We start from the raw sequence: 17,238 nt of genomic DNA on the forward strand, positions 1-17,238 counted from the left end.
CCCACATCATGCCGTGGGCGGCACTTGCCTCCGCCCGTGGTAGGAGGCGAAGACTGCACTTCGGCACGACGCGCAGGCGCGGCCGATTTCCTAGCGTCGAGTCATGACATGGACACTGCTGCACGACCGAATGGCCTTCATGGCCGATGTGATCAAAGCCGCCGATACCGATCCCGAGGCGGCACTTGCGTTAATGGACAACTCATCCGAGGTAGCCCGGTTGTTCGGTGATGACGAGGGGCTGCTGCTTTCGCTGGGACAGCGCTGGATCACCATGCTGGTGGCCAAGCTGGATCAGGCGGCGCACGAGGGCGTGGCGGCGGAACAGGTGCGAGCCGACCTCGAGGCCGCCGAGCCCGGCCTGCACGCCTTGGTGCGGATCGGATCCCGGAGGTCGCTGCGGGTGCGCTCGCTGTCCCGGGGCGAGCACGTCGCCGTTGGCCTCTTCGGCGGACCGACCGGCGATCGGCAGACCGTTGCATGACGGAAAGGGACTGCTGACACGGCTTACCGGCCGTTATGCGATTCTGATCGTCGGCCTGTGGGTCCTGGCGGCGGCCGGTGCGAACCTGGCGGTCCCGCAACTGGAGCGAGTCGTCGACTCGCACGCCCGATCCTTCATGCCGACCGATGCGCCGAGCGCCGTCGCCGCCTCGCACGCCGCCCAGCTGTTCGATCAGACGCCCAGCAACAACTTCGTTTACGTTGTGCTGGAACGCAATCACAAGTTGACGCCACGCGACCGTCAGTTCTACGACGCGGTGACGGCGGCGCTGGGTTCCGATCACCGGCACGTGTACGCGGTGACCGACCTGTGGTCGCAGCCCGCCACGGCCGCCGGCGCGCAGAGTGCGGACGGGCGGGCCGTCAGCGTCATGGCGCGGCTGGCCGGGATGCTCGGCACCGCGCAGGCACGCGATTCGGTGAACGCTGTCCGCGACACCGTCCAGAAACTCTCACCGCCGGCCGGCCTGGAAGTCCATGTCACCGGGCCGGGCGCCACGATCGTCGACGAATTCTCCGCGATCGATCGACAGATGCTCGGAATCACCGCCGCCACCATCGGTCTCATCCTGCTTTTGCTACTGGCGGTGTACCGATCGCCGATCGCGGCTGCGATTCCGCTGGTCTCGGTCGGGCTCGCGCTGGCGCTGGCCCGCGCCGTCGTCGCCGCGCTCGGCCAGTCCAATGTCGTTGAAGTGTCGCTGTTTTCGGTGGCACTGATGGCGGCCATGACGCTGGGCGCAGGTACCGACTACGCGATCTTCCTGGTCGGTCGCTATCACGAGGGCCGCCGCCACGGCGTCGCGCCGGGCCAAGCGTTGACGGAGGCCTACCGTTCCATCGCGCCCGTGGTGATCGGGTCGGCGCTGACCGTGTCCGTGGCACTGGCCTGCCTGGTGTTCGCGCAGGTGGGCTCGTTCCGGAGCGCAGGATTGCCCTGCGCCATCGGCATTTTGGTTACCATGGTGGCGGCGCTGACCTTGACGCCCGCGCTCATGTCCCTGGCCATCCGCCGGGGGTATCTCGAACCGCACCCGTCGAAGACGGCACGACGCTGGCGCCGCGTGGGGACGGCGGTGGCGCGCTGGCCCGGGCCGATCCTGATCACCGCGGGCGCGCTGACCCTGCTGGTCGCGCTGCCGCTGAGTACCATGCGGGTCGGCTTCAGCGAACCCGCCGCCACGCCGTCTGCCACGGACTCCAACCGCGGCTATGTCAGCGCAGACCGGCATTTCGCCGCCAATTCGCTGTTGCCCGATGTCGTTGCGATCCAGGCGGACCACGACCTGCGCAACCCGGCCGGCCTGATCGCCATCGAGCGAATCACGCGCCACATCATGGCCGTACCGGGTGTGCGTGCGGTGCAATCCGCCAGCCGCCCCGACGGCAAGGTCCCGGAACAGGCAACGTTGAGCTATCAGGCCGGCGTGCTCGGCCGTCAGTTCGGGGACACCATAGACTCGCTGACTGAACGCCTGAAGCGGGTATCCCAGCTGGACGCCGCGCTGGCGCGAACCGAGCTCGCGGTGGACGGCCTGGGGAACGGGTTGCGCGGTGGCAGTGCGGGGTTAGCCGACATGTCCGGCGCCGCCGACGACATGCGCGCCGGCATGGACGGGTTGCGGCGCAACGTCACTACGGTGTCGGGTTACCTCGACCCGTTGCGCGACTTCGTCGGCCGAACCCCCGACTGCGCCGTCAATCCGATCTGCTCGACGGTGGACCGAGTGCTCCAGCCGGTCGATAGCCTGGTCCAAACGTCGTCGCGCCTCGACGCCGGCGCCGCGGAGCTGACCAGCGGCTCGAGCGCGGCCGCCACCGCGATGGCCGGTCTGCCGCAAAGCGTGAACGCGATCAAAGGCGCGTTGGGGCAGGCCCGTTCGGCCACACGCGACCTACTGGGCCTGACCGACACGCTCGGACCCCAGATGCGTCAGTTGACCGACTACCTGAACGAGATGGCGACACAGTTTCAGGGCAGTGCGGCGGCGGACTTCTATATGCCGCAGCGGGCGCTGATCGATCCGCGGTACACCGCCGCATTGAGCCACCTGATCTCCGAGAACGGCCGCGCCGCTTACCTACTGGTCTACGGCGACGGCTCGGAGTGGGGCGGCGACGGCGCCAAGCGGGCAGACCAGGTGCGCGCCGCCATCAAGGAGGCCACCAAGGAAGGCACCCTGACGCCGGTCGAGGTCGACCTTGCCGGCGTCGGTCCGGTGACTGCGGATCTGCAGCGCTTCGTCGCGGGTGACACCAGGCTGCTCGTGGGCGCCGCGTTGGTCCTCATCTTTTTGATCGTCACGGCGATGCTGCGCAGCCCGGTCGCGGGCCTGGTGGTGGTCGGGACCGTCGTCACCTCGTACGCATCGGCTATCGGGGCCAGTGTGCTGATTTGGCAACACCTGCTGCACCAGGATCTGCACTGGGCCGTCGCCCCGATCGCGTTCATCGCCCTGATCGCCGTCGGCGCGGACTACAACCTGTTGCTGGCGTTGCGCATCAAACAGGAAGCGGCGGCGGGCCTGAAGACCGGGATCATTCGCGCCTTCGGCGGCACCGGCGGGGTGGTCACCGTTGCCGGCATAGTCTTCGGGCTCACCATGCTGGCGTTGTTGAGCAGCAGCGTGCTCAGCATCGCCCAGATCGGCACGACGATCGCGGTGGGGCTGCTGTTGGACACCCTGGTCGTACGGGCGTTCATCGTGCCGTCAATCGTGGCGCTGCTGGACCGGTGGTTCTGGTGGCCGTACCCGTTCCCCCGCCGAGCCAGTGCCAACGCGAGAAAGCCTGAGCCGCGGCCTCTTCGGGTCGCTACGGTGGTGGGACCGCGGACGTAGACGGCATTCCGACCAACACGCCCTCGACGTCGCCGTCGGCGCTCACCAGCAGGCCTCGGCCCGGCGGGAGCGCCTGGGCGCGGACCGAGCGGTTGATCCGGTTTTGCGGGTCGTTGTCCATGTAGAGCTGCGCCACCTTCGCCGAGTTCTGGAACCTCATCCACGGATCCATCTGCAGCGTCGCCCAGTTCGCGCTGTTGCGGGTGGTGAACACGTGCAGGCCGATCTGCCGGGCGCGTTCCATCAGCTTCCACAACGCCGCGCCCACCGGTGGCTTGGGCGGGTAGCTTTGATCCGGGCGCAGGTCCTGGACATCGTCGATCAGCACGAAGTGCCGGGCGCCCTCCCACGGCTTGAGCGCTCGCAGCTCCTCCTGGCTCAAGCCCTTGGGGGGCAGTCGGGGCAGCAGGATCTGTTGTGCGAGTTGGGTGATCACCTCGTCGATCTCGTCTTGGTCATAGGCGTACGCACGCACATAGCCCGGCCCGCTCAGATCCCGCAGACCGTGCGGGGCCGTTTTCGGGTCGATCAGCGTCAGCTGCGCCTCCTCGGGGCCGAACCGGTTCATGATCGCCTCACCGATCGACACGAGCGAAAGCGTCTTGCCGCAGCCCTGCCGGCCCAGGATCATCAAGCCCGGGCTTTCCCGGAGCTTGAGCGGCACCGGGCCCAGTTCGTGGCGCTCACCGATGGCGAACGCGATCGACAGGTCGTCATCGCATCGATGCGCGGCGTCGTACTCCAGGATCGCCCGCAACTCCACCCGCTGCGGAAGCCGCTGCAACGTCGCGTGTTTGGTCACGCCCGCGACGTCAGCGATCTGCGCGCCGACATCGACGATGCTCACCAGCGCACCGGTGGCCGGATCGGCCAGCGCCGGGACACCGACTCGCAGCTCGTGCAAGCTGTCCGTCAGACCGAAGCCCGGACGGTTCAGGGTCCGTCTTGCGGCGTCACGCGACTCGAGCGACGAGTGCCCCATCTGGCTCTCGCTGGGGTCGGCCAGTCGCAATTGGATTCGCGCCGTGGCGTTCTGCAACAGGCTCTGCCGCTGCCCGTGGATCCAGCCGCCGGCGCTGCACATCACGTGGACCCCATACTCGGGACCGCGGCTGCTCAACGAGATGATCCGATCACCCAGGACGGTGTCTTTCGAATAAACGTCGTCGTAGTCGTCCACCACCACGAACACGTCGCCGAAGGGGTCGCTGGGGTCGGTACCGCCCAGCCCGTCGCTGCCCGGTCCGAACCGGCGCTCACGGAAGCCGTCGAGGTCGATCTTCAGCCGCCGGAACGAGTCCTCGCGCGCATCGATCAACGCGTCCATGCTGCTCAAGATGCGCTCGATGCCCTCGGCGTCCTTCGGCGACACGATGTCGGTGACGTGCGGCAGCGACGCCACCTGGGCCAGGGTCGCACCGCCGATGCAGAAGAACGTCACGCGCGCCGGACTGTACATCGTTGCGGCCGAGCACATCAGCGTCATCAGGGCGGTCGTCTTGCCGCGCTGCTTGGCCCCCACCACGATGACATTGCTGCGCAGCGCATCGATCGCGTGCACGATCTGCTTGGACTCCTCCGGGATGTCCATGACGCCCACCGGAAACATCAGGCCCGCGTTCTGCCCGTAGTCGACATGCCACGGCTTGCCGCGGTAGGCCGACACCAGAACGTCGACGGGCTCAGGGTCCTCCAGCGGTTCGAGCCACGGCCGCCGCGGCGACCGGTGGGGAACGTCGTGCAACGACTCCCGCAGGACGTCGACGATCTTCTTCCGCTTGAAACCGTCCTCGTGGTACAGGAATTCGTCCGGTTCGGTGTCGGCGGCAGCGGCCGCTTTCAACGCCGCCGCGTCCGCCGCCTCGAGCGGCTGGAACTGCCAGTTGTACAGCCGCGGCTTGGTCAGGGTCATGTCGACGGTGGTCGCGACCTCCTTGCCTTTGGGCACTACGAAGGGAGCCGAGAGGTAGAAGCAGCGGAACGGTTCGAGGTCGCGCGGACCCACCTTCAGCAGGGCGAAGCCGTTCTCCTTCGACGGCAGGTGGTAGGCGGCGTCCGATCCGATCACCTCGCGGCTGTCGTCACCGGACTCCGCGCGCAGTGCGATCCGGAAGGCGATGTTGGACTTGACCTTCTGCAACGACGACAGGTCCAGCCGCTGCCCGCCCAACATGAAGAAGACGTTGGCGCCGCGGCCTTCCTGGCCGATGTGGATGATCAGGTTGATCCACTTCTCATGATTGGCAAAGAGTTCCAGGTACTCGTCGACGATGACGAGCAGGACGGGCACCGGCGGCAGGTCCCGTCCGGCCAGCCGGATCTCTTCGTAGTCATTGGCGTCGCGCGCGCCCACCGAGGTGAACAGCTCATAGCGTTGCTTGATCTCGCCGTCGATGACCCGGCGCATCCGTTCGGCCAGATGCCGCTCGTCCTTGCCGAGGTTCGACAGGGCGGCAACCACATGCGGCAGACCCAAGATGTCCTGGGCCGCCGATTCGAACTTCATGTCGACGAAGATGACGTTGAATGTCTCCGGCGAGTGTGTCAGCGCGATGCCGTACACCAACGACAGGAAGAACTCCGATTTTCCCGAGCCACTGGTACCGATGACCACGGAGTGGAAACCGAAGCCCCCGAAGTCTTTCGCGCGGATGATGATGTTCTGCAGCTCGCCGGTCGGTTTGGCGCCGACGGGGATTTCACACCATCTCTCGTCACCTCGGCCGCGCCGCTCAGCCCACAACCGGTCGACGTCCAGTTGGCGGGGGTCGACGATGCCAAGCGCGCGCAGCAGTTCGGTGGCGCCGCCGCTCGAATCGGCGATCACGCTGCGCGTGGTCGGTGACCACCGCGCCATCGCCCGCGCATATCGGTAGGCGCGGTGGATCGACAGTTGGTCGGCGTGGGCGAAGAATTTGTCGCGCACCCGTAGCAGGGGCGCCGGGCGGCCGTCTTCGCCGTCGGCGTCAAAGCCGTTGCGGCCGAATTTGACTTCGCCAGCGACCGACGCGTTGTGCCGCTCACCCATCTCGAAAACCTGGTCCTGCGCGAAACCCACGCCGGTGCCGACCCGGGATGCGATGCGCAGCAAGGTGATTCCGGCCTTGCCCACCTGCCCGACCACGCTCTCCCACGCGTCGGGACTGCCGGTGTTGTCGTCGACGATCACCAGGTGTGGCCCCAGATCCACCGTGTCGGAGCCGGTTTCGAGGGCCGAGCCCATCGCGGTCGGACTGGCCGCCGCCGGCGGCGTCCACGCGCCACGCTTCCCCTTCATGTGCAGCTCGGCGCCGAGGGTCTCCTCCAGCTCCTCCGGCGTGGTGAACACCAGGCGCCGCCAGCCGCACGCGTCGAACAGCTCGTCGTGCAGGTTGTGCGGGAGCCACACCATCCACGACCACACCTCGGGATTGCGGGTCACCACCATCAATTTCACGTCGCGCGGGTTGTGGAACACCGCCAGCGAGCACAACAGCGACCGCATCAGCGAGCGCAGCCGGTCCAGGTCGTCGCCGACGAAGCTGAACCCCGGTGCCGACCGCAAGTTGACCACCTTGGCGATGTCACGAATCTTGCGCTGCTCCAGGATGAAATCGCGCAGTGCCTGGCCGGTGACGGGTTCGAGCTCTTCATCGGAGGCGATGTCGGGCCACGTCACCGACAACACCGAGTCGGGCGCATGCTGCACCCCGGTGCCCAGCCGCACCTCCAGGAAGTCCACGTCGCCGCGGCCGCGCTCCCACATCCGCGGCCCGCCGATGATGGCCCCGAGCCCCCGCGGGTCGGAGTGCAACGCGTTCTGCCATTCCCGCTGCGCACACACGGCGGTTTGGATTTCGTCTCGGTTCGTGTCGAGGTCGCGCAAGTACCGGCGGCGACCCTTCTCCATTTCGCCCCAGGTGATCTTGCGCGCACGCCCGAAGCGGCCGGAAAACGCCAGCATGCTGAATGCGCCGATACCCATCAAGGGGAAGAACCCGGTGGAGAGGCTTCGGACCCCGGACACGTAGAGCATGACGATGGTGCCGATGAGCGCGACGATCAGCGCCGGCACCCCGATCATCACCCAGATGTTGCGGGGCTCGCGCTCCGGCAGGGCAATCGGCGCATTCGGCGCTACCCGAACGGGTTTCGGCGGCTCGAGCTTGACCCGGTTGATGGGAAACGCTTTCTTTGACATCCCCTAGCCTCCCGCCTTCGCCGATGTCGTCACCACGGCCGCCTTGCCGAGTGCCGGCACGGTGTCGCGTGCCACGAGTGCCGCCTCGCGCGACAAGGCCGGGCCCGCAGCGAAAGTCCGCAGCAACGGCCACGGCGCCTGCACCGCCGAGGCCGGGTCGAGCCCGAGCGCGCGCATCGTGTCGTCGTTGGCGGCGATGCCGAATCGAACGCCGTTGTCGGATACCCAGAACAACGATTCGCGCGAATCCGACGTGATCACACCGCTGGTCGAGGTGACGAAGTTGGCCGCCCCCGGCAGCACCAGCACCTGGTTGGCAACTACCGATGCCGGGTCCCGGTCGTCGCGCACCAGGTGCACGATCCGGTCGTCCAGGTACGAGTACACCGGAAGGCCTCGCCCGTTGTAGATCACGACTCGCGCCTGCGGATCCGTGGAGCCCTTCTCCCAGCCGACACAGGTCGTCGGATTAGCAGCCGTGTCAACGAAATTCAGCCGCTTCGTCGGGTAGTAGTCCACGGCCAGCGAGTTCACCTGGGGGATGTTGACCAACACGTCGGGGGTCACCACCCGCGGCGCCGTCGACCCGTACGAGTTCGCGCTGCGGAGCAGATCGGCGACGAAGCTGGTGATCTTCTGCACCCCGTCCGGCAGGAGCACGTAGAACTGCTTGCCGCCGCCGGCGGTCTGGGCCTGCAGCACCGCGCCCACCTGCGAACCGGAGACCCACGTCGACGACGCGCCCGCCTGAGGTACGTCGGGGACGCGCAGCGGCTCGGTTGCGGGGAGTCCGTCGTAGAGCGAGCGCGAAATCTCCACTGGCGACGTCACTCCGGGATCCAGCCCCAGGCTGAGGGTGATGGCCCTGCTCGCCGGGTCGACCTGCGAGCGCTTGCCGCCCCAGATCACATAAGTGTTGCCCTCGAACGTCACGAGCACGCCGGCATCGTCGGCCAGCGGGGCCGCGCGGCCGCCGCCGTCGAGCGTGCCCGCTATTGACGTGACGACCGGCTTCTCGCCGCTGCGCGGCCGCCCGGCCGTATCGCACACGGCCCACGCCGAAATGGCGCCGCGATTCACCGGCATCGCCGCCGGCGCACCCGGAATGCCGATGAGCGGTCCGGTCGGATACTTCGCGATTTCGCTGCGCCTCACCCACGTTGGTGGGTTCGCCGTTCCGGTGGCCAGCCGGGCGGACGTCAGGTTCAGGGCCGGATAGAGCCGGCCGTCGATACGGGCGTAAATCGCGCCCGAGTCGCGATCACCGATGATCGCTGATTCGCCCACTGCGCCAGTCGGTTTCAGGACGTTCAGCAGCATCATCCACCCAGCGATGATGGCCACTAATAAAATCGACAGCACCAGCGCGGCGGTCTGCTTGCGGTCGTCATGCTTCATCCGCACCGAGAAGCGGGCAGTCGCCGCGCGCAGCCGTCGGTTGTAGAACAGGTGACCGGAATTCTGGTCGCGGTTCGACAAACTCAGCGGCATGCTCAATACCCCTTAGGAGATCGGCGAGGATCGGCCTGCTGAATCCGATCGGCCAAATTCGAGGCGTCCGCGGCGACGTGATAGCGGCCCATCGCATAGTTGATGAACGCGCACGCCTGCGCTACCAGATTGTGGATGTCGCGTGGCGTTCCCGGCTGGTGATAGGCCGCGAATGTGGGCTCGATGAACTGCCAGGCGCCCCTGCTCGGGGTGCCACGCGCCGCGTTGGAGTCCCAGTCGTTGACGGCGTTGGCGTTGTAGTTGGACTCGCGGCGAGCCACCAGATCCATGCCGCGCTCCCAGCGGGCGCGCGCCGCCGGGTCGTGAATTCCCTTGATATCCAAGGCTTTGCGGATCGCCGCCAGGACCGCCGCCCGGCCGCTGCCCTGGTCGCCTCGCATCGTCGCCCGCCTTTGTCGGTAGCGCAACCGCCTTATTCGAAGCGCCAGGAGCCGTGCCCGCCGGCGCGAGTTCAGGATGTGCCGGTGCTGAGTGCGCAGCCTCGCCGCCATCCGCGCCATCGCCTCGCGCCGTGCCATCGGCGTATCGGCCGGGGTGCTGTCAGTCTTCGCGTCTTCCAAGACCGCCCTCGTGGCCGTCCTTGCCTGCGCGTGGTCGTCCCGCGCCGCCGCCATGATGCGTGCCAGCGCGCGGTCGGTGTCGGCGGACCGGCGGACTTCGTTCAGCGAGCTCGTCGACCTCGTGGCTGCGGCGTAGGGCAGGCCGGCGGTTATGACGCCGGGATGTTCGCGCGTGGTGACGATGCGTGCGGTAATGGGCTCGCCGGCGAACAGGTTGTGTCCGCGGGACAATGTCGTCACCGTCTGTATCAGCGGATCAGTCAAGGACTGCCCCACCCTGATCCCCTTTTTCCCACACCCTCTGGCCGCGAAAATCCGTACTCAATAGCATGCACGAACGGGCAGTTGCGCTGTCAATAACGAGCGATTACGTAGCGACCCTACTGCCGGGCGCGCGGACCGACCACTCACCGTGGGGTGGAGTGGGAATGGCTTGCGGTGGCGCCTATTCCTTTGCCTCGTCCTCGCTGGGCATGATGACGATTCGCCGATTCGGCCGGTTGCTGACGACCGTTGGTTTTTCCTCGCCGGGCTTGGGCCCCGGCGGACTAGGCGGCATCGTCAGGCGGCCCTTGACGGGCTGGCCGTTGGGAACACCCGGCGCCGAGATGCGCTTCTCGGGGGGCTTCTCTTTGTTTCCGTCGCCGCCTGCTCCGATCGCGCCCGGCGGCATCATGCCCATACCACCCATGCCCGTCTGCCCCGACGTGATCGGGGCGCCACTAACGGGGGGCAGCATGGCCGCCTTCGCGGCTCCGGCCGGGGTCGTCGGCGGGGACGATGTCGGCACCGGTGGCGGGCCCAGCGAGCTGGCCGGCGTGGTGCCCCCGCCGCCACCGAGGCCCGCACCGCCGCCCGAGCCGCCGCCGGCTCCGACTCCGGAGCCTGGGCCGACGCTGTCGACAAGATGGGCGTCGCTGGCGAGGCCCGCGCCGTGGGCACCCTGAACCGCGCTCATCAGCGGCTGGATAGCGCTCTGGCCGGCCTGCATCGCTTGCTGTGGCAGCTGCGTCAGCGGCTGCATGATGCCGCCGACCGCGCCGCCGAGCGCGCCGGTGATGCTTTGCAGCATCTGCGGGGCTTGCTGACCGACGTTCTGCATCTGCTGCTGCGATTCAGCTTCGTTCACAGGGAATTTCGCGGCCGCGTCGGCGGCGTGCGCGCGGCGATCCGCGTCCGCGGCAGCGGCGTCTGCCGCGTCTTTTGGCACGCCGGCGTTGCCGGCAGCTTCAAGTGCTCCCCGAAACCCGTCGGCCGGGCTGGTTCCACCTGCGGACAGAGGAAACGGCGTAGGCGGTGGCGCTTCCGGCGCGCTGACCAACCCTCCTAATACGGCTGGAGCGCTTTTGACGGTGCCATCGCCCCCGGTCATAGCCTCACCTCCGCCCCGCGTGTAGAACTGCCTGGTGCTAACTGCGGCACCAGATCGGCTATCGCATCATTTTGGCACAGTGCGTTGGGATCGGTATTCACCTCGCAGTCGGCGGCCTCGCAACGCCCTATGCGGCACTTTGATGGCTGATTACGTCGAACCACGCCATGTGGTAATTCGCGAGGTACTCATGCCCATCGATCAGGGCCTCAATTGCCGCAAGTAGCATCCAATCGCCCACAGCGGCCGAGGCGTAATCCGGGTACGCCGTGAGCACCGAATTCTGAATTTCGGCAATGCGGCTGCGCAGGAGTTCAGCTTCGCTTTCAAGTACGCCGGTATGTCGTACCGCCGGCGCCGCGATAGCCTGCGCAATTCGCGGCAGTCCATCGCGACGGCGCACAGCTTCCACAAGGGCAGGTCCCAGTTCATCTACCGGCGGGGCGGCTGCCGATCGGGCCGGTCGATCACCGGTCAGCGTGGGGGCCTCGGGGTCCGATTCGGCCACGTAAGTGTTGTGCTCATGAGCGGCAGCGACCACGACGGCCCCCAGCAAGTCCACCACGCTCGCATCGCGGCGGCGCGCGGCCGGCTCGAGCAGGGTCACATGGGCCGGCAGCCGGACATGAGGCGGAATCCATCCGCCGGCGAGGTCGGTGACCAGCAGGCTGGTGGTGCCGTCGTCGCGCAGACCGGCCGCCCAGGACAATCGCGGCTCCTGGCGGGCCACCGCATCGACGAGCCGCTGCAGCCGCTGCTGCTCGGCCGCTCTACTGGACACCGCACCGGCGGTCGCGCCGGTTGCCGCGGACATTGCTGACGCGCCGGCCATGCTCGACGAGCTCGCGCCCGCTTGCCCGGCGGTTCCTGAAGCCGCGCGTTCCACCGGAGAAACCACCGGTCCGCCCGCGGACGGGGAGGATGCGGCGGAGGGTGCGACCGGCGCGCCCGAGACGGGCCCCGTGGGTACCGAAGGCATTGCAGCGGGCGCTGCGCCCGATGGGCGCAGGTCGGAGCCGTAGGCGGGCAGCGGCCCGGCGGGGATGCTCGGGCCGCCGGCTACCGGCGCTGCCGATCCCGACCAAGATCCCCCCGTCACTACTGGGGCGACTGGGGCGGCTCCTCCAGTGGTCGGCGGTGCGGGAGCGGCCGGTGGGGGCATGTCGGCCGGAGTGCCCGTCGGAATGAAAACCCCGGCGCTAGGTGCGGTCGGTGTCACCGGCGGCGGCGTCCCTGCAGGTGGTTCGGCCTGAGGCGTAGCGGCTCCGGGTTCCATTGCGTTGATAGCGCTTGACGACAGCCCTTGAGCGCCGGCGCCGGCCGGCTGCCCCGTTGCCATGCCGGATGCGAACGACTGCGCCAGGTTGGGTGACGCGCCGCCCTGGCCAAGTCCGGCTGGTGACATCGTCATGGGGCTGCCAGATGCACCTGGCGTTCCAGGCGACACCGATCCACCACCGCTGGGCAGGTGGACTCCGGGCGATGGCGCAACTCCTGGACCGCTTGGTACGGAGCCGCCCCCAAATCCTGTCCCTGGAACACCATTACCCGGTACCGGCGCATTAGGCGCCGAACCACCTCCAACCGCTGCCGGCGACGCTCCCGGTGAGTGGCCGTGAGGTGCCGACGCATTATGCACAGAACCCCCGCCGACAGACGGCGGGCTGGACGATCCTAAATCCTCACCGCTAAGCAGGTGCGGCGGTGAAGCATCGTCCATATTGAAGCCGCGTTCACGCGCCCAGGTTCGGGCGTCCCCCCCGACGCCTTCAGCGTCCAAAATCTTCTGAGTCGCCATCAGAAGTTTGTCGACCGCCGTCATGCTCGCGTTGGCGGCATCGCCGTTGCAACGCAACTGGACCGCCTGCACCTCTGCGACCTTCTCTTGCAGCGGCTTTTTCGACGCGAGAATTTGATCGATCTCTTTATTACCTGTATTCGCTATGTCTGCCAATCGACTCCGTAGATAGTCGACTGAATCAGCGCCCGAATTAAATGCTCCTGCTTTCGCCTGGTACTTCTCGGCGAGATCCAGATGAAACTTTTCTCCTTCTTGGTATCTGGATATAAGGTCGTCCGCCGTGTGGCCTTGATTATGTGCCGCGATCACTGTCCACTGATTGCGCAGGTCCTGCGAAAATAACTGCTGCTCGGCACACGCCTGGCTCCAGTGCTGAACACCGGCGCGTAGACCGGTCGACGGCGCCGGCCACCAGGGTCCAATTAGCGCCGGAGTCCACTTACCCGGCGGAAGATCAACCGCCACTGCATTCCTTTTTCATCGCGCCATCCTTGGCGATGACGTTATCTAGCGCGGGGTGAAAATCGGTGTTCGTAGCAACGCCGTAGCTGCTCTTCACGGCCACCGTTGGGCAATCAACTTCCAACACGCACGCGGCATCGCGGTGGTTGGAGTCGAGGACCGGAGCCGCACCAGACCCCCAAGACCGGCTCCCCGCCATCCACCCCTCCTCGAAGCCAACGAACCCGATTGGACGCGGTTCTCCGATTATGTCTGCCGCCTTCCACTCCATAGTGGAACAGGCAACCGGGGGGCGAGCAATTCACCGGCGTTGCGCGCTGGTGCGTGCGTACAACCCACGATTCGATGCGCCGTATACGTTGTAACTCACCATTAGGGCGTCATGTCTTCAAGCACGCGCTCTAGCCCTACCCCATGGGCCTCTCGGACGGCTTCTGATCCGGCTACGGTTCGATGCGAACGCGAGGTGTCGAATACACCGTCTATGGCCGGCCTAGCTATGCATCGCGCGGTCACCCGCCACCGCAAACCCTCTTCATCGCAGCGTCTTTATTGTTGACATCACTGATCGTTGACTGCCATAACGGATCATCACGTTGCTGCACCGTGGCGGCCGTCGCCTGGGAATTGCTGTAAGCCTCAGCCAGTGCAAGTGCCGTGTCCCGGTCGCCAGGCGGCATTGCCGGATTCACAGCCACCACGTGTTCCAGCATTACCGCTCCATTGACAACGGCAATGCCGGACAACGCCGGATTGTCGCCGTTCGTTTCTATCTGGACGGCACGCGCGGCCACGGTGTAGACGTCGCAGAGCTTTTTGTGCGCGGCCGCCGATTCCGCGGCGTTATACGCGGGTGCGGCTGAGGTGGTCGGTGAGCCTTGCGTGGAGTTATTCGTAGACCGTGTAGCCGCCACCACTAGGGCAACAGCTCCCAGCAGAACAGCGATCAATGCCAGTGCAATCGCCGGCCAAGTTCGTGGACGCTTCAAAGGTTGGGGTGGGTAGGCCGGCTGCCACTGAGCCGGCGGCGGGACAATTGGCGGTTCCCCACCGAAGTTCGGAGGCACATCCCCCATGCAGCCCTCCTCAACTTGCTTATCCCGTAAGAGACCTTCTGTTGAATTATCCACGTGCGCTGCACATCAACACCGTAAGAGACCGGGTCAATGCGATTCCTCACGAACTAACACTGCTGCCCGCAGCCAGAGCCGACAAGGCTAAAGCGATCAGACCCGCGGCGTCGACGTACCGGAACCCGGCCGCACCGCCTGCATTTCGCTGGCGTTGTTCTCGTCCATGCTGGTGAATCCTTTGGCCGCGTGATGCGCCTTCGAACCCACATCGGTCAGCGTCTGCCGGTGGCCCTGCAGGGTCTGCATGTGTTGCGTGTGCGCGGCGGTGACCGCGGAATGGAACGCATCGGCGGCGGCGAAGTCACCGAACATCCCCGACCCCAGCGGTCCCCGCGCGAGCTGATCAGCTCCCTCTTGCGCGTGCCCACCTGCGCGATGCGAATCGTTGCCCCCGGAGTGCAGCAGCGCTGTGTTGACGAACATTGCCACCCCTTCCGATCGATCGCAGCGATACCCGCGCCACTCTTAACCAGGCTAAATACCCCCGCAGCAGTGGTCAATTCACCTTGCCCGCTGTCAGCCCTTACAGCGTGCTGGCGCCGTCGGCGAGACCGTCACCGTCGGAATCACTCAGCCGGACATTCCACTTGCCATCGCCGTCGGTGTCGACGTATCCGGTGACGCCACCCTCATCGGTGCACAGCACCCGGTCGGCCAGTCCGTCGCCGTCGAGATCGAAGAGTTGATCGTCGGCGCGGCCGTGGCCGTCGAAATCGACCAGCGGGCCTCCGGTGTGCTCGAGGCCATCGAGCCCGAACCATCGCAATTGCCGGCCTTGGTCCGTAACTATGCCCCACGTCCCGGATCCGTCGTCGGTGAAGTACGCCTCGGGCGTGCCGTCGTTGTCGAGGTCGAGCACCGCGTGATCGGCGATGCCGTCGCCATCAAGATCTGCGAGTGCATCGTCGTGCAACCCGTCACCGTCGAAGTCCAGCCCGAAAGCATCGAGCCGGCCGTCGCCATCCAGGTCAAGGTCGAGGTCCCGGTGCCACATATCCGCCGCGCCATCATCGCCAGCCATGCAATAGTCCACGAAAGATGGGACGCGAGACCGCAGCTACGGGTTCCTGCGCGATTGCCACCAGTTCAGCAGTTCGGCGGTTGCCTCGTCGGCCGTCAACGGCCCGCGCTCCAACCGCAGGTCTTTCAGGAAGCGCCATGCCTCGCCGACCTGTGGGCCCGCCGGGATGTCGAGCAGCTTCATGATCTGGTTGCCATCCAGGTCCGGACGTACGCGGGCCAGATCCTCTTGCGCGGCGAGCTCGCCGATCCGCGCCTCCAACCGGTCATAGCTGGCCTGCAGCCGCGCGGCCCGGCGCTTATTGCGGGTCGTGCAGTCGGCGCGCACCAGCTTGTGTAGCCGCGGCAGCAGCGGCCCGGCATCGGTGACGTATCGGCGCACCGCGGAATCGGTCCACTTCCCCTCGCCGTACCCGTGGAACCGCAGATGCAGATACACCAGCTGCGAGACGTCCTCGACCATCTGCTTCGAATACTTCAACGCCCGCAACCGTTTTCGGGCCATCTTGGCGCCGACCACTTCGTGGTGGTGGAAGCTCACGCCGCCGTTGGCTTCGTGCCGCCTGGTGGCGGGCTTGCCAATGTCGTGCAGCAGCGCGGCCCAGCGCAGCACCAGATCCGGCCCGTCGTCCTCCAGGGCGATCGCCTGCCGTAACACCGTCAGCGAATGCTGGTAGACGTCCTTGTGTTGATGGTGTTCGTCGATGGCCATTTGCATGCCGCCGACCTCGGGCAGCACTACCCCACCCATGCCGGTCTGCACCAGCAGGTCGATGCCGGACACCGGGTCGTCGCCGAGAAGCAGCTTGTCCAGCTCGGCGGCCACCCGCTCGGCGCTGATCCGGGCCAGCTCCGGTGCCATCTCCTCGATCGCCTCGCGCACCCGCGGGGCGACGGCGAAGCCGAGCTGCGAAACGAACCGCGCGGCGCGCAGCATCCGCAGGGGGTCATCGCCGAAGGACACCGACGGAGCCGCCGGCGTGTCGAGCACCCGCTCACGCAGCGCCGCCAAACCGCCGAGGGGATCAAGGAATTCACCCGGTCCGTCTGGCGTGATACGCACGGCCATGGCGTTGGCGGTGAAATCGCGGCGCACCAAATCGTCTTCCAGGCGTTCGCCGTACTGCACCGCAGGTTTCCGGGAGACCTGGTCGTAGGCGTCGGCGCGGAAAGTGGTGATTTCCAAGCGATGCTCGCCCTTGCCGACACCGACGGTGCCGAAGTCGATGCCGGTGTCCCACAGGTTATCGGCCCATCGGCGCAGGATCTCTTGAACCTGCTCGGGGCGGGCATCGGTGGTGAAGTCCAAGTCGGGACTCAGCCTGCCCAGCACGGCATCTCGCACCGAGCCACCGACGAGGTACAACTCGCGGCCCGCGGCGTCGAACGCGAAGCCCAACTCGCGCAACATGGGCGCATGTTGATTCAGGGCAACCGCGGCGGCGGCAAGCAGCTCGACATCGGCTTCGGACACGTTCGATCAGCCTAGTCGGACGCGCCCGAAAGGCCCGTGTGCGGAGCCTCGCACGTGCTGGCGGTGAATTGACCGGCCGACGTCCGGCCGTGGCGTTACGGAAGGACTCGAAAGCAACCGCGTGTCGAGTTCTGAGCGAGTGAACTTCCTCCACGCCCGCGCCTGGCGTTCGGCGACATGGTCGGCACCTTTTGTCGTCCAACTGATCCTGGCAACCTCGCTTGTCGCCATGTGGCTGCTGGGTAGATGGCCGTTCGACGCGCATAGCGCGTACGCCGGTGAGCGCGCATGGATGCTGCCCGCCACCGTGCTAGTCGGAACGTCGAACAATCGCCATGGGCCGCTGACTTTCAGCAGTAGCGATAGTCCACGTCTTCGTG

At 66.6% G+C, this 17,238-nt stretch carries 11 protein-coding genes; 2 read left to right on the forward strand and 9 right to left on the reverse strand.

Annotated features, from left to right (window positions below; genetic code table 11):
* The first annotated feature begins 103 nt into the window (after positions 1-103).
* Positions 104-484: a hypothetical protein gene (locus tag A5678_RS02345; RefSeq protein WP_068037833.1), complete on the forward strand. Its 381-nt coding sequence runs from the start codon at positions 104-106 to the stop codon at positions 482-484.
* Positions 477-3,344: an RND family transporter gene (locus A5678_RS02350; protein WP_068037836.1), complete on the forward strand. Its 2,868-nt coding sequence runs from the start codon at positions 477-479 to the stop codon at positions 3,342-3,344. Before A5678_RS02345 ends, A5678_RS02350 begins: the two co-directional genes overlap by 8 nt.
* Here the strand turns inward: A5678_RS02350 and eccCa are convergent.
* The 9 genes from eccCa to A5678_RS02395 form a co-directional block, all read right to left on the reverse strand.
* Positions 3,319-7,524: a type VII secretion protein EccCa gene (gene eccCa, locus A5678_RS02355; protein ID WP_068037838.1), complete on the reverse strand. Its 4,206-nt coding sequence runs from the start codon at positions 7,522-7,524 to the stop codon at positions 3,319-3,321. The genes A5678_RS02350 and eccCa overlap by 26 nt on opposite strands.
* Before the next feature lie 3 nt (positions 7,525-7,527).
* Positions 7,528-9,015, reverse strand: coding sequence for a type VII secretion protein EccB (gene eccB, locus A5678_RS02360; RefSeq protein WP_068037840.1), 1,488 nt, complete (start codon positions 9,013-9,015; stop codon positions 7,528-7,530).
* A 2-nt stretch (positions 9,016-9,017) separates the two neighbouring features.
* Positions 9,018-9,860, reverse strand: a complete 843-nt coding sequence (locus A5678_RS02365) for a transglycosylase (protein WP_068038211.1) — start codon at positions 9,858-9,860, stop codon at positions 9,018-9,020.
* Positions 9,861-10,041: 181 nt separating this feature from the next.
* Positions 10,042-10,968: a hypothetical protein gene (locus A5678_RS02370; RefSeq protein ID WP_231983555.1), complete on the reverse strand. Its 927-nt coding sequence runs from the start codon at positions 10,966-10,968 to the stop codon at positions 10,042-10,044.
* 127 nt (positions 10,969-11,095) lie between these two features.
* Entirely contained in the window at positions 11,096-11,782 is a 687-nt protein-coding gene (locus A5678_RS28275; RefSeq protein ID WP_368664886.1) for a DUF5631 domain-containing protein, read from the reverse strand.
* Positions 11,783-13,743: 1,961 nt separating this feature from the next.
* Positions 13,744-14,307 (reverse strand): hypothetical protein, encoded by a 564-nt coding sequence (locus A5678_RS26275; RefSeq protein ID WP_082945362.1) that lies wholly within the window; start codon positions 14,305-14,307, stop codon positions 13,744-13,746.
* 150 nt (positions 14,308-14,457) lie between these two features.
* Positions 14,458-14,787: a DUF2563 family protein gene (locus tag A5678_RS02385; protein ID WP_068037845.1), complete on the reverse strand. Its 330-nt coding sequence runs from the start codon at positions 14,785-14,787 to the stop codon at positions 14,458-14,460.
* Between the two features lie 100 nt (positions 14,788-14,887).
* Entirely contained in the window at positions 14,888-15,397 is a 510-nt protein-coding gene (locus A5678_RS02390; protein WP_068037848.1) for a pullulanase, read from the reverse strand.
* A gap of 24 nt (positions 15,398-15,421) precedes the next feature.
* Positions 15,422-16,858 carry a CCA tRNA nucleotidyltransferase gene (locus A5678_RS02395; protein ID WP_068037851.1) on the reverse strand — a complete coding sequence of 479 codons (1,437 nt, stop codon included), beginning with the start codon at positions 16,856-16,858 and terminating at the stop codon, positions 15,422-15,424.
* Between the last annotated feature and the right edge of the window lie 380 nt (positions 16,859-17,238).

This window comes from Mycobacterium sp. E2733 (assembly GCF_001667585.1).
Lineage (GTDB): Bacteria > Actinomycetota > Actinomycetes > Mycobacteriales > Mycobacteriaceae > Mycobacterium.